Annotated in this window: 12 protein-coding genes; 10 read left to right on the forward strand and 2 right to left on the reverse strand. The window is 46.9% G+C overall.

Translation table 11 applies throughout. The features are described from left to right. Positions 1–64 precede the first annotated feature (64 nt). The 6 genes from FCL48_RS24900 to FCL48_RS02905 all read left to right on the forward strand — a co-directional run bounded on the left by FCL48_RS24900 (position 65) and on the right by FCL48_RS02905 (position 9,557). Positions 65–232: a hypothetical protein gene (locus FCL48_RS24900; RefSeq protein ID WP_169309050.1), complete on the forward strand. Its 168-nt coding sequence runs from the start codon at positions 65–67 to the stop codon at positions 230–232. A 555-nt stretch (positions 233–787) separates the two neighbouring features. Then, positions 788–3,247 (forward strand): PAS domain S-box protein, encoded by a 2,460-nt coding sequence (locus tag FCL48_RS02885; RefSeq protein WP_136870733.1) that lies wholly within the window; start codon positions 788–790, stop codon positions 3,245–3,247. A 227-nt stretch (positions 3,248–3,474) separates the two neighbouring features. Continuing rightward, entirely contained in the window at positions 3,475–6,675 is a 3,201-nt protein-coding gene (locus tag FCL48_RS02890; RefSeq protein WP_136870734.1) for a hybrid sensor histidine kinase/response regulator, read from the forward strand. Beyond that, entirely contained in the window at positions 6,672–7,769 is a 1,098-nt protein-coding gene (locus tag FCL48_RS02895; protein ID WP_136870735.1) for an HD domain-containing phosphohydrolase, read from the forward strand. Before FCL48_RS02890 ends, FCL48_RS02895 begins: the two co-directional genes overlap by 4 nt. Positions 7,770–7,817: 48 nt before the next feature. Continuing rightward, complete coding sequence (locus tag FCL48_RS02900) at positions 7,818–9,029, forward strand: hypothetical protein (RefSeq protein ID WP_136870736.1); 1,212 nt, start codon at positions 7,818–7,820, stop codon at positions 9,027–9,029. Between the two features lie 186 nt (positions 9,030–9,215). Next, the gene (locus FCL48_RS02905) at positions 9,216–9,557 is read left to right on the forward strand and encodes a hypothetical protein (protein WP_136870737.1); all 342 of its coding nucleotides are present in this window, start codon (positions 9,216–9,218) and stop codon (positions 9,555–9,557) included. A 307-nt stretch (positions 9,558–9,864) separates the two neighbouring features. Here FCL48_RS02905 and FCL48_RS02910 read toward each other — a convergent pair whose 3' ends face one another. Together FCL48_RS02910 and nhaA are read right to left on the reverse strand one after the other, a co-directional pair. Beyond that, positions 9,865–10,866 (reverse strand): GNAT family N-acetyltransferase, encoded by a 1,002-nt coding sequence (locus FCL48_RS02910; RefSeq protein WP_136870738.1) that lies wholly within the window; start codon positions 10,864–10,866, stop codon positions 9,865–9,867. 32 nt (positions 10,867–10,898) lie between these two features. Next, complete coding sequence (gene nhaA, locus FCL48_RS02915; protein ID WP_205747625.1) at positions 10,899–12,251, reverse strand: Na+/H+ antiporter NhaA; 1,353 nt, start codon at positions 12,249–12,251, stop codon at positions 10,899–10,901. 338 nt (positions 12,252–12,589) lie between these two features. On the opposite strand from nhaA, the gene FCL48_RS02920 reads away from it, so the two are divergent. From FCL48_RS02920 to FCL48_RS02935, 4 genes are read left to right on the forward strand one after another with little or no spacing between them, the layout of a single operon-like run. Further along, positions 12,590–13,630, forward strand: a complete 1,041-nt coding sequence (locus FCL48_RS02920) for a MoxR family ATPase (protein ID WP_136870852.1) — start codon at positions 12,590–12,592, stop codon at positions 13,628–13,630. An 11-nt stretch (positions 13,631–13,641) separates the two neighbouring features. Continuing rightward, on the forward strand, positions 13,642–14,553 hold the full coding sequence (locus FCL48_RS02925; RefSeq protein WP_136870739.1) for a DUF58 domain-containing protein: 912 nt from the start codon (positions 13,642–13,644) through the stop codon (positions 14,551–14,553). Beyond that, entirely contained in the window at positions 14,550–15,254 is a 705-nt protein-coding gene (locus FCL48_RS02930; RefSeq protein WP_136870740.1) for a hypothetical protein, read from the forward strand. Before FCL48_RS02925 ends, FCL48_RS02930 begins: the two co-directional genes overlap by 4 nt. Further along, positions 15,251–16,237 (forward strand): VWA domain-containing protein, encoded by a 987-nt coding sequence (locus tag FCL48_RS02935; RefSeq protein ID WP_136870741.1) that lies wholly within the window; start codon positions 15,251–15,253, stop codon positions 16,235–16,237. The genes FCL48_RS02930 and FCL48_RS02935 overlap by 4 nt, the downstream gene beginning before the upstream one ends. Positions 16,238–16,254 lie beyond the last annotated feature (17 nt).

A 16,254-nucleotide genomic window follows, 5' to 3' on the forward strand; every position in this document is an offset into this window, starting at 1 on the left:
GGTACATTCAGCTCTTGCCCTGGAATCAGCACGCCGCTGGTTTTGAGGGACAGGTTGAACGTTCATGGGGCAAGAAGAAGAAAGACTATGGCTGAGGGGAGAGTTGAGGCTGGTGCAGGATAGTCTTACAGAATTATGCCATGGGGTTGTCAACTCCCCGTCAGGAAGCGGTTTTTTCCCGGATTTTGCGAGAATACCGCTTCCGGCAGTTTTAAGCCAACTCTTTTCTTGAACTTTTTCGCCGTTTATTATGGAATAAATTGCTTGGTCCTGCGTCGCTTAAAATGAAATAAAACACCGAAGAAGGCTGAGTTCAAAGGGAAGCTTTTGGTAATATTTTTTAATTGGCTTTGTGCAGGTTTATAAAATTTGATATCATTTATTTGCTTGGCTGTACCCTGAATTTTGCACGCAAACATTCGAAAATCACAAACTATATGTAATATCATTGTATTGACCCGTGGAATGTCACAAAGATCACTTACCTGTTAATGCAAGTAAAACAATGTGTTTACTGTATGTTGCCGTCATTTTGGATCTCCAGATGTGCCGAATTTGCATTGTAAACAGCCACATGCTGTATAAAAGCACACTGTTGTGGCTATTGTCTGCATCTTCAGCAAAGCTGGTGATTGTAATATTTTAGGTGTACGCTTTTCTCTTTTCTGAAAACATTTTTACAGATGATGCATCTAATGTGTTGACTGCAATAGATGTGTTTTATCACGTCAGCCACCAGCGCCAGGGTTACCAATAACAATTCACCTCTCCAAGCCTTGTTCACTTTATGGAAAAACTCGAAAACAGCGCAAAAAATAGAGAAAAAATAGACGCCCATCCTCTCTCTTCGAGAGTATCCCGAGGATATCCTGAAAAGCTGGAACAAGCTCTCTATGAAATCAGTGAGAAGGCCCATTCGCTTGTAAGCCAGGATGCGCTTTACAGCTCCTTACATGAAATTGTAGGCCGCTTTATCAACGCCCGAAACTTCTTTATAGCTCTGCGTCAGCAGCGTGATGGTCGGCAATTTATCAAATTTGTCTATTATAATGATGAGTTCGACGCACACATGCAGGGGCTTGAGGTTGAAGTCGATCCCTCAGGGAAACATTCGATGTCGGGCTATATACTCGCAAGTGGCAAGCCGTTACTTATGGTCCCTGAGATGTTTGACGAGTTTTGCCGGGAAAATAATATCAGCCCCCTGGGAACAAAGGCCTATTCCCTGGTCGGTGCGCCATTTTATCTTGAGCATCTTTCCGGGGTCGTTCTGGTTCAGAGTTATCATGAGTATGTCTATACAGACAAGGATAAGGATCTCATGGCGTATGTTGCAAGGCATATTGGTGACGCCCTGCAACGCAAGAAAGCGATCGATGATATACGTGAAGCAAATGAAATCTTTTCACTCTTTCTGCGCTACTCCCCTGCACACGTTTATATCAAGGAGATGATTGAGGGTGAAAGCAGGATTGTCCAGGTCAGTGACAATTATGCCGCTTCCCTTCACAAATCAAGTGAGGAATTGATCGGCAAAAATATGGCGGAACTGTTTCCTCCCGACTTTGCTGCGCAAACCACAAGAGATGATCAGGAAGTCGCCAGAAACGGAGTTCTCCTGCAAACAGAGGATATTATTGACGGCAGAACCTATTCGACGATTAAATTCCCCATAGTGCAAGGCGGTAAATCGCTGGTTGCAGGCTACAGCATCGATATCACCGAACGTAAGCAAATGGAAGATGCCCTGCGCGAAAGTGAAAAGCGTTACAAAATCATCTTTGAACGATCACCCCTTGCGGTAATCAGATTTGACCCAGACGGAAATATTGTCGATTTTAACGATAGATTTGTCGACATGATGGGTTCGACAAGAGAAAAACTTCTTGGTTTCAATACCGCCAGACACAGTAGTCCAAAAATGCGGGAAACCATCAAAAAAGCGCTCTCCGGTGAGGTTGTCTCCTACGAAGGTTCATACACTTCCATTAACGGGGGGAAGACTACCTTTCTGCGTGGTTTTTTCAATCCGGTCACCCCCGGTCAGTCACCTACGGAGGTTATCGCTGCTCTTGAAGATATTACAGAGTTGAAAAAGCACGAAAAAGAACAGCAAAAAATAGAGAAACTTGAGTCTCTGGGTGTCCTTGCAGGAGGAATTGCCCACGACTTTAACAATATTCTGACTGGCATCATGGGTAACCTCTCCTTTTCCCAGGTGCTCCTTGAGCCTGACCATAGAGCACACAAAGCTCTTGCGGAAGCGGAAAAAGCAACCCGGCGGGCCGCTGAGCTTGCCCAGCAGCTCCTCACTTTTGCCAAAGGCGGTGAGCCGAACAAAGAGGTGGTCTCACTGCAGCGACTGGTTCGTGATGCGGTGTCTTTCATGCTTCGAGGCTCGAATGTCAGACCTGTTGTGAGCATTCCAGAATCTCTCCACTCGATTCAGGCAGATGAAGGGCAGGTCTGTCAGGTGTTGAACAATCTTATTATTAACGCTGATCAGGCCATGCCCGGTGGAGGAACCCTAACGATCACCGGTTCAAATGAAAATGTGCAGACAGGCAATCCTTTCAATCTCGAAACCGGACCATATGTCAGGCTTGAAATCCATGATACAGGGTGCGGCATATCGCCTGAAGGCATGGCAAACATATTTGATCCCTACTTTTCCACCAAAATATCCGGTACAGGACTGGGGCTTGCCACCGCTTATTCGATCATTCAACGACACAATGGCCATATAGGTGTCTCCTCGAGTGTGGGTGAAGGGACTACCTTCACTCTCCTGTTGCCCTCGACTGGTTTCACTGAAGAAAAACAGACCCGGATGACAGAAAAAGCCCGTGGATTAGCCGCAGGAGGATCAATTCTCATCATGGATGATGAGCAGATGATCAGAGATACTGCCGCCGAGATGCTCATATTTTTAGGGTACGAAGTAACTACATGCGCGGGTGGGGGAGAAGCCATTGAACTTTACCGGACGGCGCTGCAGGCTGGGCAACCTTACACAGTGGTTATTATGGATTTGACTATTCCGGGTGGTCTGGGCGGTAAAGAGAGCGCAGAAGTTATCCTCGCTATAGATCCCACTGCTTATCTTATCGTCTCGAGTGGCTACTCCAGTGATCCGGTTGTCGCCAACTTTAAGCAATATGGTTTTTCAGGAGCAATCGCGAAACCCTACAATCTTGACGATTTCGAAAAGGCCCTCAGCAAGGTGCCGACGCGGGGAGTGGAATAGTTGCAACGCCTATAACCGATTGCGGCTGGAACAGATAATCTCTGGAAAAGGTTCACGTAAATTTTTGGCAAACAACTTCTCAGATCGTATCACTTTTTCAATTATAGACAGCCTCTCGAAAATGCAGCATTCAGGACAAGAAGGCACGAGAGGGATGGCGGAGTTGTATCCAGACCACCTCTATCAGGTGTTCTGGGTAAAATATTAGGAGCTGACCATGTATAGAAATGCGACAATTTGAACTGAAGAATCTGGCACTTAACCGCTTTGCGGTTTTCTTTGTGATATTAGTATTCCTTGCTCTATCATTTAATGGCTTGATGTTGCTCTATGTCTTGAAGTTACACAAACAGACTCTGGGCCAACAGCAGAATCGCCAGAATTCCTTGCAAATAACCTATGATATCGAACAGGAAACGGCTGCCCTGTCAAAGATGGTTCGCGCTTATACCGCCACAGCGAATACCAGATTTCTCAGATATTATTATGATATTATTGAGATCAGACAGGGAAAGAAAGCTCCTCCTGAGAATTACAACCACACCTACTGGGCGGAGGTAATGGCGGGTGCGCGTGAGCATATAATGCCAAAAGACAACCCAGGTCAATCGGTTTCGGAACGCATGAAGGCCTTTGGATTCACGAAAGAAGAATTCATTGCATTGGATAATATACTGAAATCTTCCCAGAATTTATACAATCAGGATCAGATCTCCTTTGCAGCCACTCAAGGATTGTATGACCCTATGGAGAAGCAATTTATCAACGATGGTGAGCCGCAACCCCAATTTGCCAATAATCTTGTATATAGTGACCATTACCTGCAATTGGAAAACGATCTTTTCCAGACAGTAGAGTTTTTTGCCGATTTGACGGACAAACGAACCAAAATTTCGGTGCAACAAGTTTCGACTCAATTGAGCCGAAGCATCTACGCCGCTATTATCATGTTGGCTCTTACCGTTTTTATTGTCCTCATTGCAATGGAAGTCATTCGCAAGAAGGTGCTCGCCCCAATGAAAGACCTGACCCAGACCGCCCTCAGTTTTGGGGCAGGTGAGTATGCCATTCGAGCGGAGACCAGGCAGGGTGTTCGCGAACTCCAGGCACTTGGTCAGACCTTTAACGCCATGGCAAATAACATCCAGGATGATATTTTTCACAGAGAAGAAATTCAAAAACAACTTGAGGTTGCCTCTCTTAAAGCAGAAGATTCAACTCGGGCAAAGTCGTTGTTTTTGGCCAATATGAGTCACGAAATAAGAACACCGATGAATGCTATTATCGGTATGGCTTATTTGACCCTCAACACCGAGCTTGATGCACGTCAAAAAGATTATATCGGTAAAATTCAGTATGCTGCGCAATCCCTGCTCAGGATCATCAATGACATTTTAGATTTTTCGAAAATCGAGGCCGGAAAACTCGAACTTGAGATTGTCTCCTTTCGACTGGAAGATGTTGTCGGAAACTCTCTCTCATTACTGCGTCATCGGGTTCTTGAAAAAAAGATGGAACTTCTGCTCGATATTAAAAATTCCCATTTAATCGGTGACACCGGGGTCTTTTTGGGCGACCCGCTGCGCCTGGAGCAAGTGCTCAATAACCTTCTCTCCAATGCCGTAAAATTTACAGATAACGGCTATGTTCAGTTGAGTATTGAAGAGACAGGCCGCACACCAACGGCTTCCGAGTTGCAGTTTACCGTGAGGGATACGGGTATAGGCATGACTCCCGAGCAGGTTGGACGACTTTTTCAGGAATTTTCCCAGGCCGATGAATCTACCACCCGCAGGCATGGTGGTACCGGTCTTGGCTTAAGCATTGCCAAACGACTCACGACCCTGATGGGAGGAAGAATTTCCGTCACAAGTGAGAAAAACCAAGGAACACAATTTTGTTTCACGATCAGTCTCCCTCAAGCTGATCAGTCTGAAACCCATGGTGTTCCAAGCAGGCAGCTTGGCCATGGGCTCAACGTTTTGATTGTGGATGACCATGAACCAGCCCGGATGGTACTGCATACTATACTCGGACATTTTGGCCTGGAAAGCGTAATGGTTGACTCGGGTGTGGCTGCCTTACAATGCCTTGATCAATCAGATGATGGCTTTGATATGATTTTCATCGATTGGGTCATGCCCAATATGGGTGGAGAAGAGTTGATAACTGCAATTAGAACATTGCCAACCTTAAATCAGCCTGAAATTGTGGTTATGTCGGCCTATGATATTGAGAAAATTCACGAGTTGTGTGCAAATCAGAAGATATGTCAATTTCTGCCTAAACCCATACTGCCAAATGAAATACGCAAACTACTCTTAGAGAAAAGACAACTGTATGCGGGGGAACAAAAGAAAGAACAGGTTGCACGCAAAACCGATCTTGAGGGGATGCGGGTCCTGGTGGTCGAAGACAACGAAGTCAATCAGCTCATTGCCTCGGAAATGCTTTCCAACTGTGGCATCCAGATCGATACGGCCAACAATGGCCAGGAAGCCATTGACATTCTAAATTTAAAACCGGATACTTATTATCATGTTGTTTTAATGGATATCCAAATGCCGGTAATGGATGGTTATGAGGCAACTCGCCTGCTTCGCAGTCAAGACAGGTATGCTTCTTTGCCCATTATCGCCATGACAGCGCATGCAATGATTGAAGAAAAACGGAGATGTATATCGGCTGGCATGAATGATCATATCGCCAAACCTTTTGAATTGGAGCTTCTCCTGCAAACCTTGTCAGGTTATTACACCAATGATACACCTTCGTTGTTGTTACAATCATCATACGGGGTTGAAAACGATGAAACGTCAGAGGCATGTAATGATCTGCCAACAAACATTCCAGGTGTGGATTTGACGAAGGGGTTGAGTCACTGTGGAGGCATGATTGATTTGTATAGAAAGATTTTGGCAGACCATGTGAAAAATTTCAGTAATCTCACCTCAACTCTTTTAGCACTGGTGGAAAAGGAGCAATGGGGCGAATTTTCAAGTGCGATACATACCTTCAAAGGATTGTCAGGAACCATAGGAGCGAGTGATTGTCAGGAGATGTGCGTGAAAATAGAATCAGCGGTCATGAGCAACAAGCCCAATCTGGACTCCTTGCTCGTAGAACTCGATGAAAAACTTACACCAATCTTAACTGCATTGGCACGTTTCTTTGCAGATGAACAACAGCAGTCGGCGGAGGTGGCTGTCACACCGTTGATTGATCGCAAATCAAAGGAAATTTTAATGCAGTTGGACTACCTTCTGTGTGAGGCAGATAGTGCAGCCTTGGATTTTTGGAGTGACCACGAAGCTATGCTGAAAAAAATATTATCTCCTGCTACTGAAAAAAAACTCGCTCTGGCGATTGGCCAGTTTCAGTTTGAAGAAGCGCAGTTATTGTTACAAGCCTCCCTCAGTGAATCATGATACTTAATTCTCAAAAGGAAGCCACTATTCTCTGTGTTGATGACACACCTGCTAATCTGTTTCTGCTGGTGGAATTATTAAAAGGTTCTTACCGTGTGAAAACTGCAACCAATGGTGCCCAGGCCCTCCAGCTTGTAGCGGCGAGTCCTCCTGATCTGATCTTACTGGATGTTATGATGCCCAATATTGATGGGCTTGAGGTCTGCCGTCGATTAAAAGCGGATGGGGCTTCCTGTGATATTCCTGTTCTTTTTCTCACCACCAAAACCCTGGTGGAAGATGAAGCCTACGGTCTGAATCTCGGGGCCGCCGATTACATCCATAAACCTATCAGCCCACCCATTCTGCTGGCACGAGTTCGGAATCATCTAGAGATTAAAAAATACAACGACTTACTGATTGACCGCAATAGCTGGCTTGAAAAGGAAGTGTCACGCCGTATCTCGGAGATTAACCAAATGCAGGAGGCGACCATCCATGTGATGACCTCGCTTGCCGAATTTCGCGATGAAGAAACCGGAAACCATATTCGCCGAACGCAAGAATATATGCGCCTCATCGTGCACGCCCTGCAAAATATTGCGGAACATACTGAATATTTAACCACGACAAGAACAACCCAGATAATCAATTCTGCACCGTTACATGATGTCGGTAAGATAGCGACCCCGGATACGATATTGCTCAAACCAGGCAAGCTTACCGAGGAAGAGTTTGAAATTATGAAACTCCATACAGTGCGAGGTTATGAAATTCTTGATCAGGCCAAGAAAAACCTGGGTGCAATTGGTGGATTTTTAGAGATTGCCCAACAGATTGCGCTTTCACATCATGAAAGATGGGATGGTTCCGGCTATCCACATGGGCTTGCAGGTAATGATATCCCGTTACCCGCACGCATGATGGCCGTAGCTGATGTCTATGATGCAATTAGAAGTGATCGGCCCTATAAAAAGGCGCTGTCCCATGAAATTGCCTCTGCAGTTTTGCAGGATTCTCGAGGGAGTCACCTTGATTCCCAGATTGTCGATGTCTTTCTTTCGTTTGACTCGGAAGTACAAAATATAAGGAACCAGTGGGATGATCAACATTAATGAACGACAGCTTTATTACAAGGAGAACTGTGGATGGAGAGGTTAAATATGAACAGATATATAACCCTGTGTTGCGTAATGCTTTTGTTTGTCACAGAGGCCCGGGCTTTTGACTACTCAATATCCGGTTTCGGAACGTTGGGAGGGGCAATATCCGACAACAGTGTAAGGTACCAGCGCTTTATTGACAACGATGGAACCGTAAAGCGTGATTCGTTATTAGGCCTGCAGTTTGACGCTAAACTCAATGACAAATGGGGGTTCACCACGCAACTGATTCTTGCTCCCAGTACGGACGACGACGACGTTATCACACCACAGTTGAAATGGACAATGATCTCCTACCGTCCAACCAACGATTGGTTGATTCGCGCAGGCCGGATAAGTCTCGGTGGACTGCTCAACCAACAGAATCTTGATGTGGGCGTCTCCTACGATATGGTTCGCTTGCCAAATGAAGTATATCTCCTCTCGTCCTCTTACGACTTTGACGGGTTGAGCATTGCCAAAACCTGGAATACTACCGATTATGAAGTGACTTTGGATGGTTCGCTTGGCATGCAAAACCGGGACTATCGGACCTATTACAATTATAGTGATACGGCTGTCTTCTATTCTGCAGACGTTACTGCAGGTGGTCTGATTTTAACAGTGACTGATTACGACCAGGCCATGTACCGGGCAGGGTGGCATTATACAAAAATTGATCCCGATGCTCGTCAAGGACTTCTCAGTGAATACACCTTCGTGGAACTTGGCGGAGGAATGTATACTCTCGGTGAACCGGTTTATAAATCGGAGACTTATGGGAATACCTTTTTTCTTGGTGCCAGGTTTCCTCTCGGTGGTTTTTTGATTTCGGCCGAGGGTACCGCTGTTGTTGTTGAGGATTTTGAGGCAGGTCCACCGACCTTTGCCGGATACATTTCAGCCTCTCGTAAGCTCGGTAACTGGACGCCTTATCTCACCTATGCCCAGACCTGGAGCGATGGGTTGGATACCTGGCGTAAGGTCCAGGGTGCTACGGCTGTTCCTTCCTTGGGTGTCACTCAGGAGCTCATTGACGATGGGGCAAGTGCCATGGCGATCTATGACCAGAAATCATGGATGCTCGGTACTTCTTATGCATTTTCTCCCAAACAGAAATTGAAAGCAGAAGTTATGCTCACCCACGTGGGTGACCGGTCGGCTATGTTTGATGGCTCGATAGAAAATGAAAATGTGATGGTCTATTCCTTTTCCTACAATTTTGCCTTTTAAACATGGTACGCCGACGAGATGGTTAACGCGTGTTCTACGGTTCTGCCAAACCATGGAGCACGAACTAAAAACAGCAGCTCTCTCTTGCTCTCTGGGTTAGTAAAAAGCTTGGGGAGAAAGCTCATGTGCGTGGTCTTTCTCCTTGTATGGGGGACGACGACATCGCCGTGCTCTGCCGGTGTGCTCGTGATTGGCAATAAAACGCTGGAAACAATGGATGGTGCACTATTGCGCCGTATCTATACCGGCAGGGTTGTAATGGTGCAGGGTAAATCGATTCAACCGGTTAATTTAAATACGGGTGATAGTTCGCGTGATTTGTTCATGAAGGCCGTCATCAAGCAGAGCGATGATGATTATGTGGCATATTGGATTGTGCGGCGCGCAATAGGTAAAGGTACGCCTCCACCGGAACTGGAAAGTGATCAGGCGGTATTGGATTATGTACGTTCTACCTCTGGTGCCATCGGCTATATTGATGAAGGTCACTTAACTTCTGGTGTGAAGATACTGCTGTCCTTGCCCTGACTCAACAATGTTACAACCACTTGGCTTTGATGCAAAAAAAATACTACCGTTTCTCAGATCCCATTATCTCAAACTATTATCACTTGCAAATCACTACTGTGAATGGAGGAAGGAGACACCCCCAAAAAGCGTGCAACATAACATGTCGTCTTCGACTTCTCCAAGTTTGAATATTGTTAGGAAATACCTGACAGAAAAAACAGGTTGATCAGGTATTAAGAGTCTGTGTGAAACAGGGACGTATGTGGGCCTGAAGGAAGGCGGCCCTGGATGATATACTGGTTGGGATTGTTGACGGGATGCACGGCTACTGAAGCAACTTGAAGAACATCTGAACCTTGGGGCTCTGGTTTTGCCGCTCGCTATATTCTTCACGGCTCTCCGCGACAAAGCCGAGTCTGGTTAAAAGAGCCTGGAGTCTTGGGTTTAAGGTAAGGGATATAAAACGGGAATAGCCCAGAGATACCATGGTTTCAAGGAATGCGGTGATGGTAAATACACCTATCCGCTGGTTGCGAAACCGGGTGGAGATGGCCAGGGCCCCCAGTTCTATGGTTCTGTGGTCGATAATCTTTTGTTCTACGCAGCCGACGATAATAGAGTCTATTTCCGTAACATAAAAATGGTCACGATGCTCGAAGACGTAATCCTTGTTGCGTGGTTTTAAAAAACCTGCCCGTTTGTACATTGCGAGGATACGATTGACGGCGGCGACATCTTCATCACTTTCCACCCTACGAAATATCTCCGTAAAGTTGTTGGCAATCATGGTACCGCTTCCTTCCACGGTAAACAGTTCCTGTTTAATACTGTTTTTTCCCGCTGGAAGAATGTGAATACGCTCGCACTGACCCGCCTCAATGGTTTCACAAATAAGATTCATGGTATCCTTGAAATTCGTATTTGCGATAAGGCTTGCAAATTCATCCGGGGATTCACGGATACCGCTCGTGGTCAACGTATTAATTTTATGGCCATTGTTGTCAATCAGGAATCTACGTTCTAAAAGAATTACCTTGAAGGTGGCTTCCGGGTTTGTGAGAACCGCCAGGTAAAAATTCTCATCGGGTGCAATCCGGGTTATCGTTGTTGCGGAGAGTTTCTGCTTAAGGGTGTTGAGCAGTTTCTGGTTGGCAAAGCGGTTGGGCAGGTTGTGAAACAGCGTGGTTTCCACCCCGTTTTTGGTAAGAAATTTAATATCAGCAATAATTTCTCTGAAATTATCCCGAAGTATCCCTTCCCTGCAGGCAATGCAGACTCTTTTACCAACCAGGTTTTTTGCGTATTCGTTGAGGTACAGTTGTCCCATAATCAGTCTATAAATGATGTGCCGGAACGAACTTATTTCCCCCAGCGAAGTAGTGCATACCCAAGGGCTGCGCTGATAAACGAGCCTATCATTATACCAACTTTAGCATATTCGAGCATTATGCCACTGTTAAAAGAGAGGTTGGATATAAAAAGAGACATGGTAAAGCCTATTCCGCCAAGCAGACCGGCACCAAGTATCTGTATCCATGTGGTTCCTTGCATGAGCTCGGTGCGCAGGATTTTTGCAATTGTAAAGGTAAAGATAAATATTCCAAGAGGTTTACCAAGAACAAGACCAAAAATAATACCCTGGGTGACCGGATTGGTGAGAGCGGTGAGTGGCTCCATTCCTGCAAGAGAAACGCCACCGTTGGACAGGGCAAAGAGAGGCAGGATCAGGTAGCCCACCCAGGAAGAAAGTGAGTGTTCAAGGCGCTGTAGCGGGGTTTCTACCTCACTGCAGGCAAGGTTAATATCCTGCACAGCATCAAGATGCCGTTGATTGACGAGAATGGACTGACCGCACGAGTCGCCATGGCATTCAATTCTATCCAGGCGTCGCTGAACCATCTCAAGAAAAATATCTGTATCATATTTCCCCTTGCAGGGTATAAACATGGCCGTTACCACACCCGCAATTGTCGCATGCAGGCCTGCACTTGAAATTGCAAACCACAACATAAGTCCAAGGATTGCATAGGGTAAAGTCTTGCGCACTCCGGCTTTATTGATGGTAAAAAGTAGGCAGCAAATGACAGCCGCAGCGGCAAGGGCGTACAGATTGATAGAGGCTGTATAGAAGAGAGCGATCACTAAAATTGCGCCAAGGTCATCGACAATGGCAAAGGCCGTAAGAAAGAGACGGATACCAAAAGGAATCTTACGCCCGAGAAGGCTGAGTACCGCAAGGGAAAAGGCAATATCGGTCGCCATGGGAATCCCCCAGCCAGAAAGGCTGTCTGTCCCCTGATTGAAATAAAAATAGATGAGGGCCGGAAGAACCATTCCCCCTATGGCTGCAGCGACCGGCAGTGCAGCGCGTTTGGGGTCGGAAAGCCCGCCGACAAGAAGCTCTCTTTTAATTTCAAGGCCCACGGTGAAAAAGAAGAGAGTCATCAAGCCGTCGTTTATCCAGTGGAGGAGAGAGTGACTGAGGCTTAGGTTGCCAAGATGTATAGCAAGTTCCTGGTGCCAGAAATGGCTGTAACCCTCTGGATTCAGGTTAGACCAGATAAGGGCAATCACCGCTGAACCGATCAGGAGAAAACCGGACTGGGAGATTTTGGTGAAAAAGTATTGAAAAGCCGAGGTCTGCATGATTTTAGAAACAACCAGAACCGGGCTTTTTAACTCTTTTATGAGTGATGTATTTGTTTTTTTCACTTGGATGAACGTCCTGTAATGTTTGAGAAAGAGTCCTGCCTGACAAAGAGGCTGGATGAATATTTGCTGTGTTGTGTGACCTTACTGTTGTGTAATTACTCTGTAAGGGTTTGTAAACATGACCTATTTAAATGAATCATGCAAAGATCAGGTAAAATATTGCCGGAAAACGGGCTGGCTCCATATCGGGGAACAGTTGTGATGGAGCTACGTATAAACATTACAACATTGTAATGTTTGTGAAAGATGGGGGTAATGATGAGGCATTATACTCAATCATGTTATACATCCGGTGCAGACAGGATCGATTTTAATATACTCTATAAGGGACTACAATGATGGACAATACAATTCTCACGCCCCCAGCGTCCGTGACGGGAACTTCCGACGTCTACAGCTCAATTCAGAAGATCAATGAAGAGGTGAAACAGAATTCGAGCTGGATTGCTCCCCTCAAATATGAGCTGTCAAAAGTTATTATTGGTCAGCATCATCTCATAGATCAGCTGCTCATCGGCCTGCTGTCGGGTGGTCATATTCTTCTGGAAGGTCTGCCAGGGCTCGCCAAGACCCTTGCGGTGAAAACACTGGCAAAAGCGATCCAGACCGATTTTAAAAGGATACAGTTTACCCCGGATATGCTGCCCGCCGACATCGTTGGCACCCAGATTTATAACCCGCAGCAGACTACATTTGAGGTGAAGAAAGGGCCGATCTTTGCCTCTCTGATTTTGGCTGACGAGATCAACCGGGCGCCGGCCAAGGTGCAGTCGGCCCTGCTTGAAGCCATGCAGGAAAAACAGGTCACTATCGGTGACACCAGCTTTAAACTGCCTGATCTTTTTCTGGTACTTGCCACCCAAAACCCCATTGAGCAGGAAGGAACCTATCCCCTGCCCGAGGCGCAGATTGACCGTTTCATGCTGAAGGTGGTGGTCGGCTATCCAACACGGGAAGAAGAGAGAAAAATCCTCGAAGGCTTTGATCAGACAGATTCGGAAATCCTGGTTACACCGGTTGCCTCTCCTGAGAACATATTATCCGCCCGTACTGTGGTCAACCGAATTTATATGGATGACAAGATAAAGGATTACATTGTTTCTCTTGTCTATGCGACAAGAGATCCGCAAAGCTATCAGCTTGATCTGCGTGATTATATAGAAACAGGGGCATCACCCCGGGCAACCATCAGCTTGAAAACAGTATCGAGATGTCTGGCTTTTATGGCAGGCAGAGGTTACGTGACACCTGATGACGTTAAGGCGGCCGTTGTTGATGTTATGCGCCACCGCCTGAGAATCAGCTATGAGGCCGAGGCGGAAGGGATTAGCAGCGAAGACATCATCCGCAAAATCCTCGATACCGTTCCTGTTCCCTGAGTGGCCGCGTAATGGATACACAACTTACCCGGGAAATCCTGAAAAAAGTGCGCCAGATCGAAGTGCGCACCAACCGCCTGGTCAATGACAGCCTGGCTGGCAGTTATCAGTCTGTTTTTAAAGGTCGGGGTATGAATTTTGACGAGGTGCGCGAATATGTGCCCGGTGATGATATCAGGACCATAGACTGGAACGTCACCGCCAGGACCGGTATTCCCCACATCAAAAAGTTTACTGAAGAGCGTGAACTGACCATCATGCTGATGATTGATATCAGCGGCTCAGGTGAGTTTGGTTCTTCGGCTGCATCAAAACGGGAGCTGATGGCAGAGCTAGGTTCGGTGCTTGCTTTTTCTGCGGTACGAAATAACGACAAGGTTGGTCTGGTGCTTTTTACCGACGCTCCCGAGCTCTATATCCCACCCAAAAAAGGCAGGGGACATATCCTTCGAATAATACGAGAGATCCTCTATTTTGAGCCCAAAGGCGTAAAGACCGATGTAAAAGGTGTGCTGGATTTTGTGAACCGGGTGATGAAGAGAAAATGTGTGACATTTCTTATCTCTGATTTTTCCCTGCCCGGGGACTTTGAGAGTGAGTTAAAGACACTGCAGCCGAAACTTCAGATCACCAACAGGCGCCACGATCTTATCAGTCTTATCGTCACCGACCCAAGGGAATATGCTCTGCCGGATGTTGGCTGGATAACCCTGGAAGATGCGGAAACGGGCGAACAGGTGGAGGTGAATACCTCAGATAGAAGGGTGCGGGAAGAGTACAGTGAAATGGCAGATGCACATGCAACCATGATTCGTAAAAGTATGCGTCAGGCTGGAATAGATCTGCTGGATCTGCGCACCGACAGATCGTATCTGCCGCCTCTGCTCAGTTTTTTCAGGGATCGGAAAAAGAGGGCGCTATGAAAAATTTTCTCTACCTCATGGTCATCGCTCTGATGTTTATCAGTCAGACAGCCTACGCAACAGAGAGTCCAGGCAGTGACGAGGGCACCTTAACCCTTTTGCAGGAGCCGGGAAAACAGGCCCAAAGTGCTGCCACCCAGACATCACAGCTGCCCCAGATGCTGCAGGGCCAGGGGGAAGCACTACAGCTCTACGATATCTATGGCGTTGTGCCCACAAAGGCTGCCGTTCCCTATCTTTACATTATCCTTGGGGTTGTGCTGGTTATTGTCCTCTGCGCACTTCTGCTACTCGGTTATTATTTTATAAAGAAAAGAGGGGCGAAGCCTTTGCCTGCTATTCTGCCATGGGATCAGGCCCTCGCGGATCTTGCTGAGGCCCGCTCGGTTCAAAACCTTGCCCAGGGTCGTATCTACATGGATCGGGTCAGTCAGATCCTGCGCCGCTATATCGAGCAGAGATTTACAATTAAAACAACACGAAAGACCACAAGTGAGTTTCTCTACAGTCTGAAGGATGAAAGTGGAGGGGAGCTGGGCAATTTTAGAAACGAGCTGCAGAGCTGTCTTGAGCAGGCTGATATGGCAAAGTTTGCCCACAAGGTTCAGGACGCAGGTGATCTTACCCGTATGGAAGAAGCCATTACCTCGTTCATAGACTCAACCCGTCCTGCAGCAGGAGAAAAGGAGGGCCGGAAATGAGATTTCTACACCCTGAACTGCTCTGGCTGCTCCTGCTCATCCCTGTGATTGGCTATTTTTTTGGTCGAAAAGGAGCAGCTCCCGCTCTGCTTTTTTCATCAACCTCTATTGCCAGCAGGTTGTCATCGGCCAGGAAAACCCGATTGGGACGTTTGTCGCTTATCCTGAGACTGGCAAGTGTCACCCTGTTGATTGTCGCGCTGGCAAGGCCGCAGGTCGGCAGCAGCAATCTCGAAATAGAGGCCTCCGGTATTGATATCCTCCTGGCAGTCGACGTCTCGGGTTCCATGGAGGCCATGGATTTTACCCTGGGTGGCAAGCCTACCAACCGGCTGGAAGTGGTGAAAAAAGTGGTGGCTGAATTTATAGAGCAGCGGCCCAATGATCGCATTGGGCTGCTCGCCTTTGGGGGAAGGCCTTATCTGGTGAGTCCGCTGACTCTTGATCACAGCTGGCTGAGAAAACGTCTGGAATCAATCAGAATAGGCATGGTGGAGGATGGAACGGCAATCGGCTCGGCCATAGGAAGCGGGACCAACAGATTACGTGATAGAAAATCCAAATCAAGAATACTGATTCTCCTAACCGATGGTATGAACAATGCGGGCCGCATCCCCCCCCTTGTAGCGGCCGAGGCCGCCGAGACCCTTGGTATTAAGGTGTATACCATTGGTGCAGGAACAAGAGGGGAAGCACCCATACCTGTAACGGACAGTTTTGGCAGGAAAAAATTAATTCAGGCAAGAGTGGATATTGATGAAAAGACCTTGAGGGAGGTCGCGGAAAAGACCGGGGCGACTTATTTTCGGGCAACAGATACCGCTTCTCTGGCCGAGATATACAAGGCGATTAACAGCATGGAGACCACCACCAGGACCATCAAAAAATTTGAAAATTACCGGGAGCTGTTTTCATACCTGGTGTTATCTATCTTCGTCCTCTTGGGTGTTGAGGTCTATCAGTCAAGAAAACGGGTGCCCTAAGGGGTGAAGGTTTAGGG

Origin of the sequence: Desulforhopalus sp. IMCC35007 (assembly GCF_005116575.1) — a bacterium.
Lineage (GTDB): Bacteria > Desulfobacterota > Desulfobulbia > Desulfobulbales > Desulfocapsaceae > Desulforhopalus_A.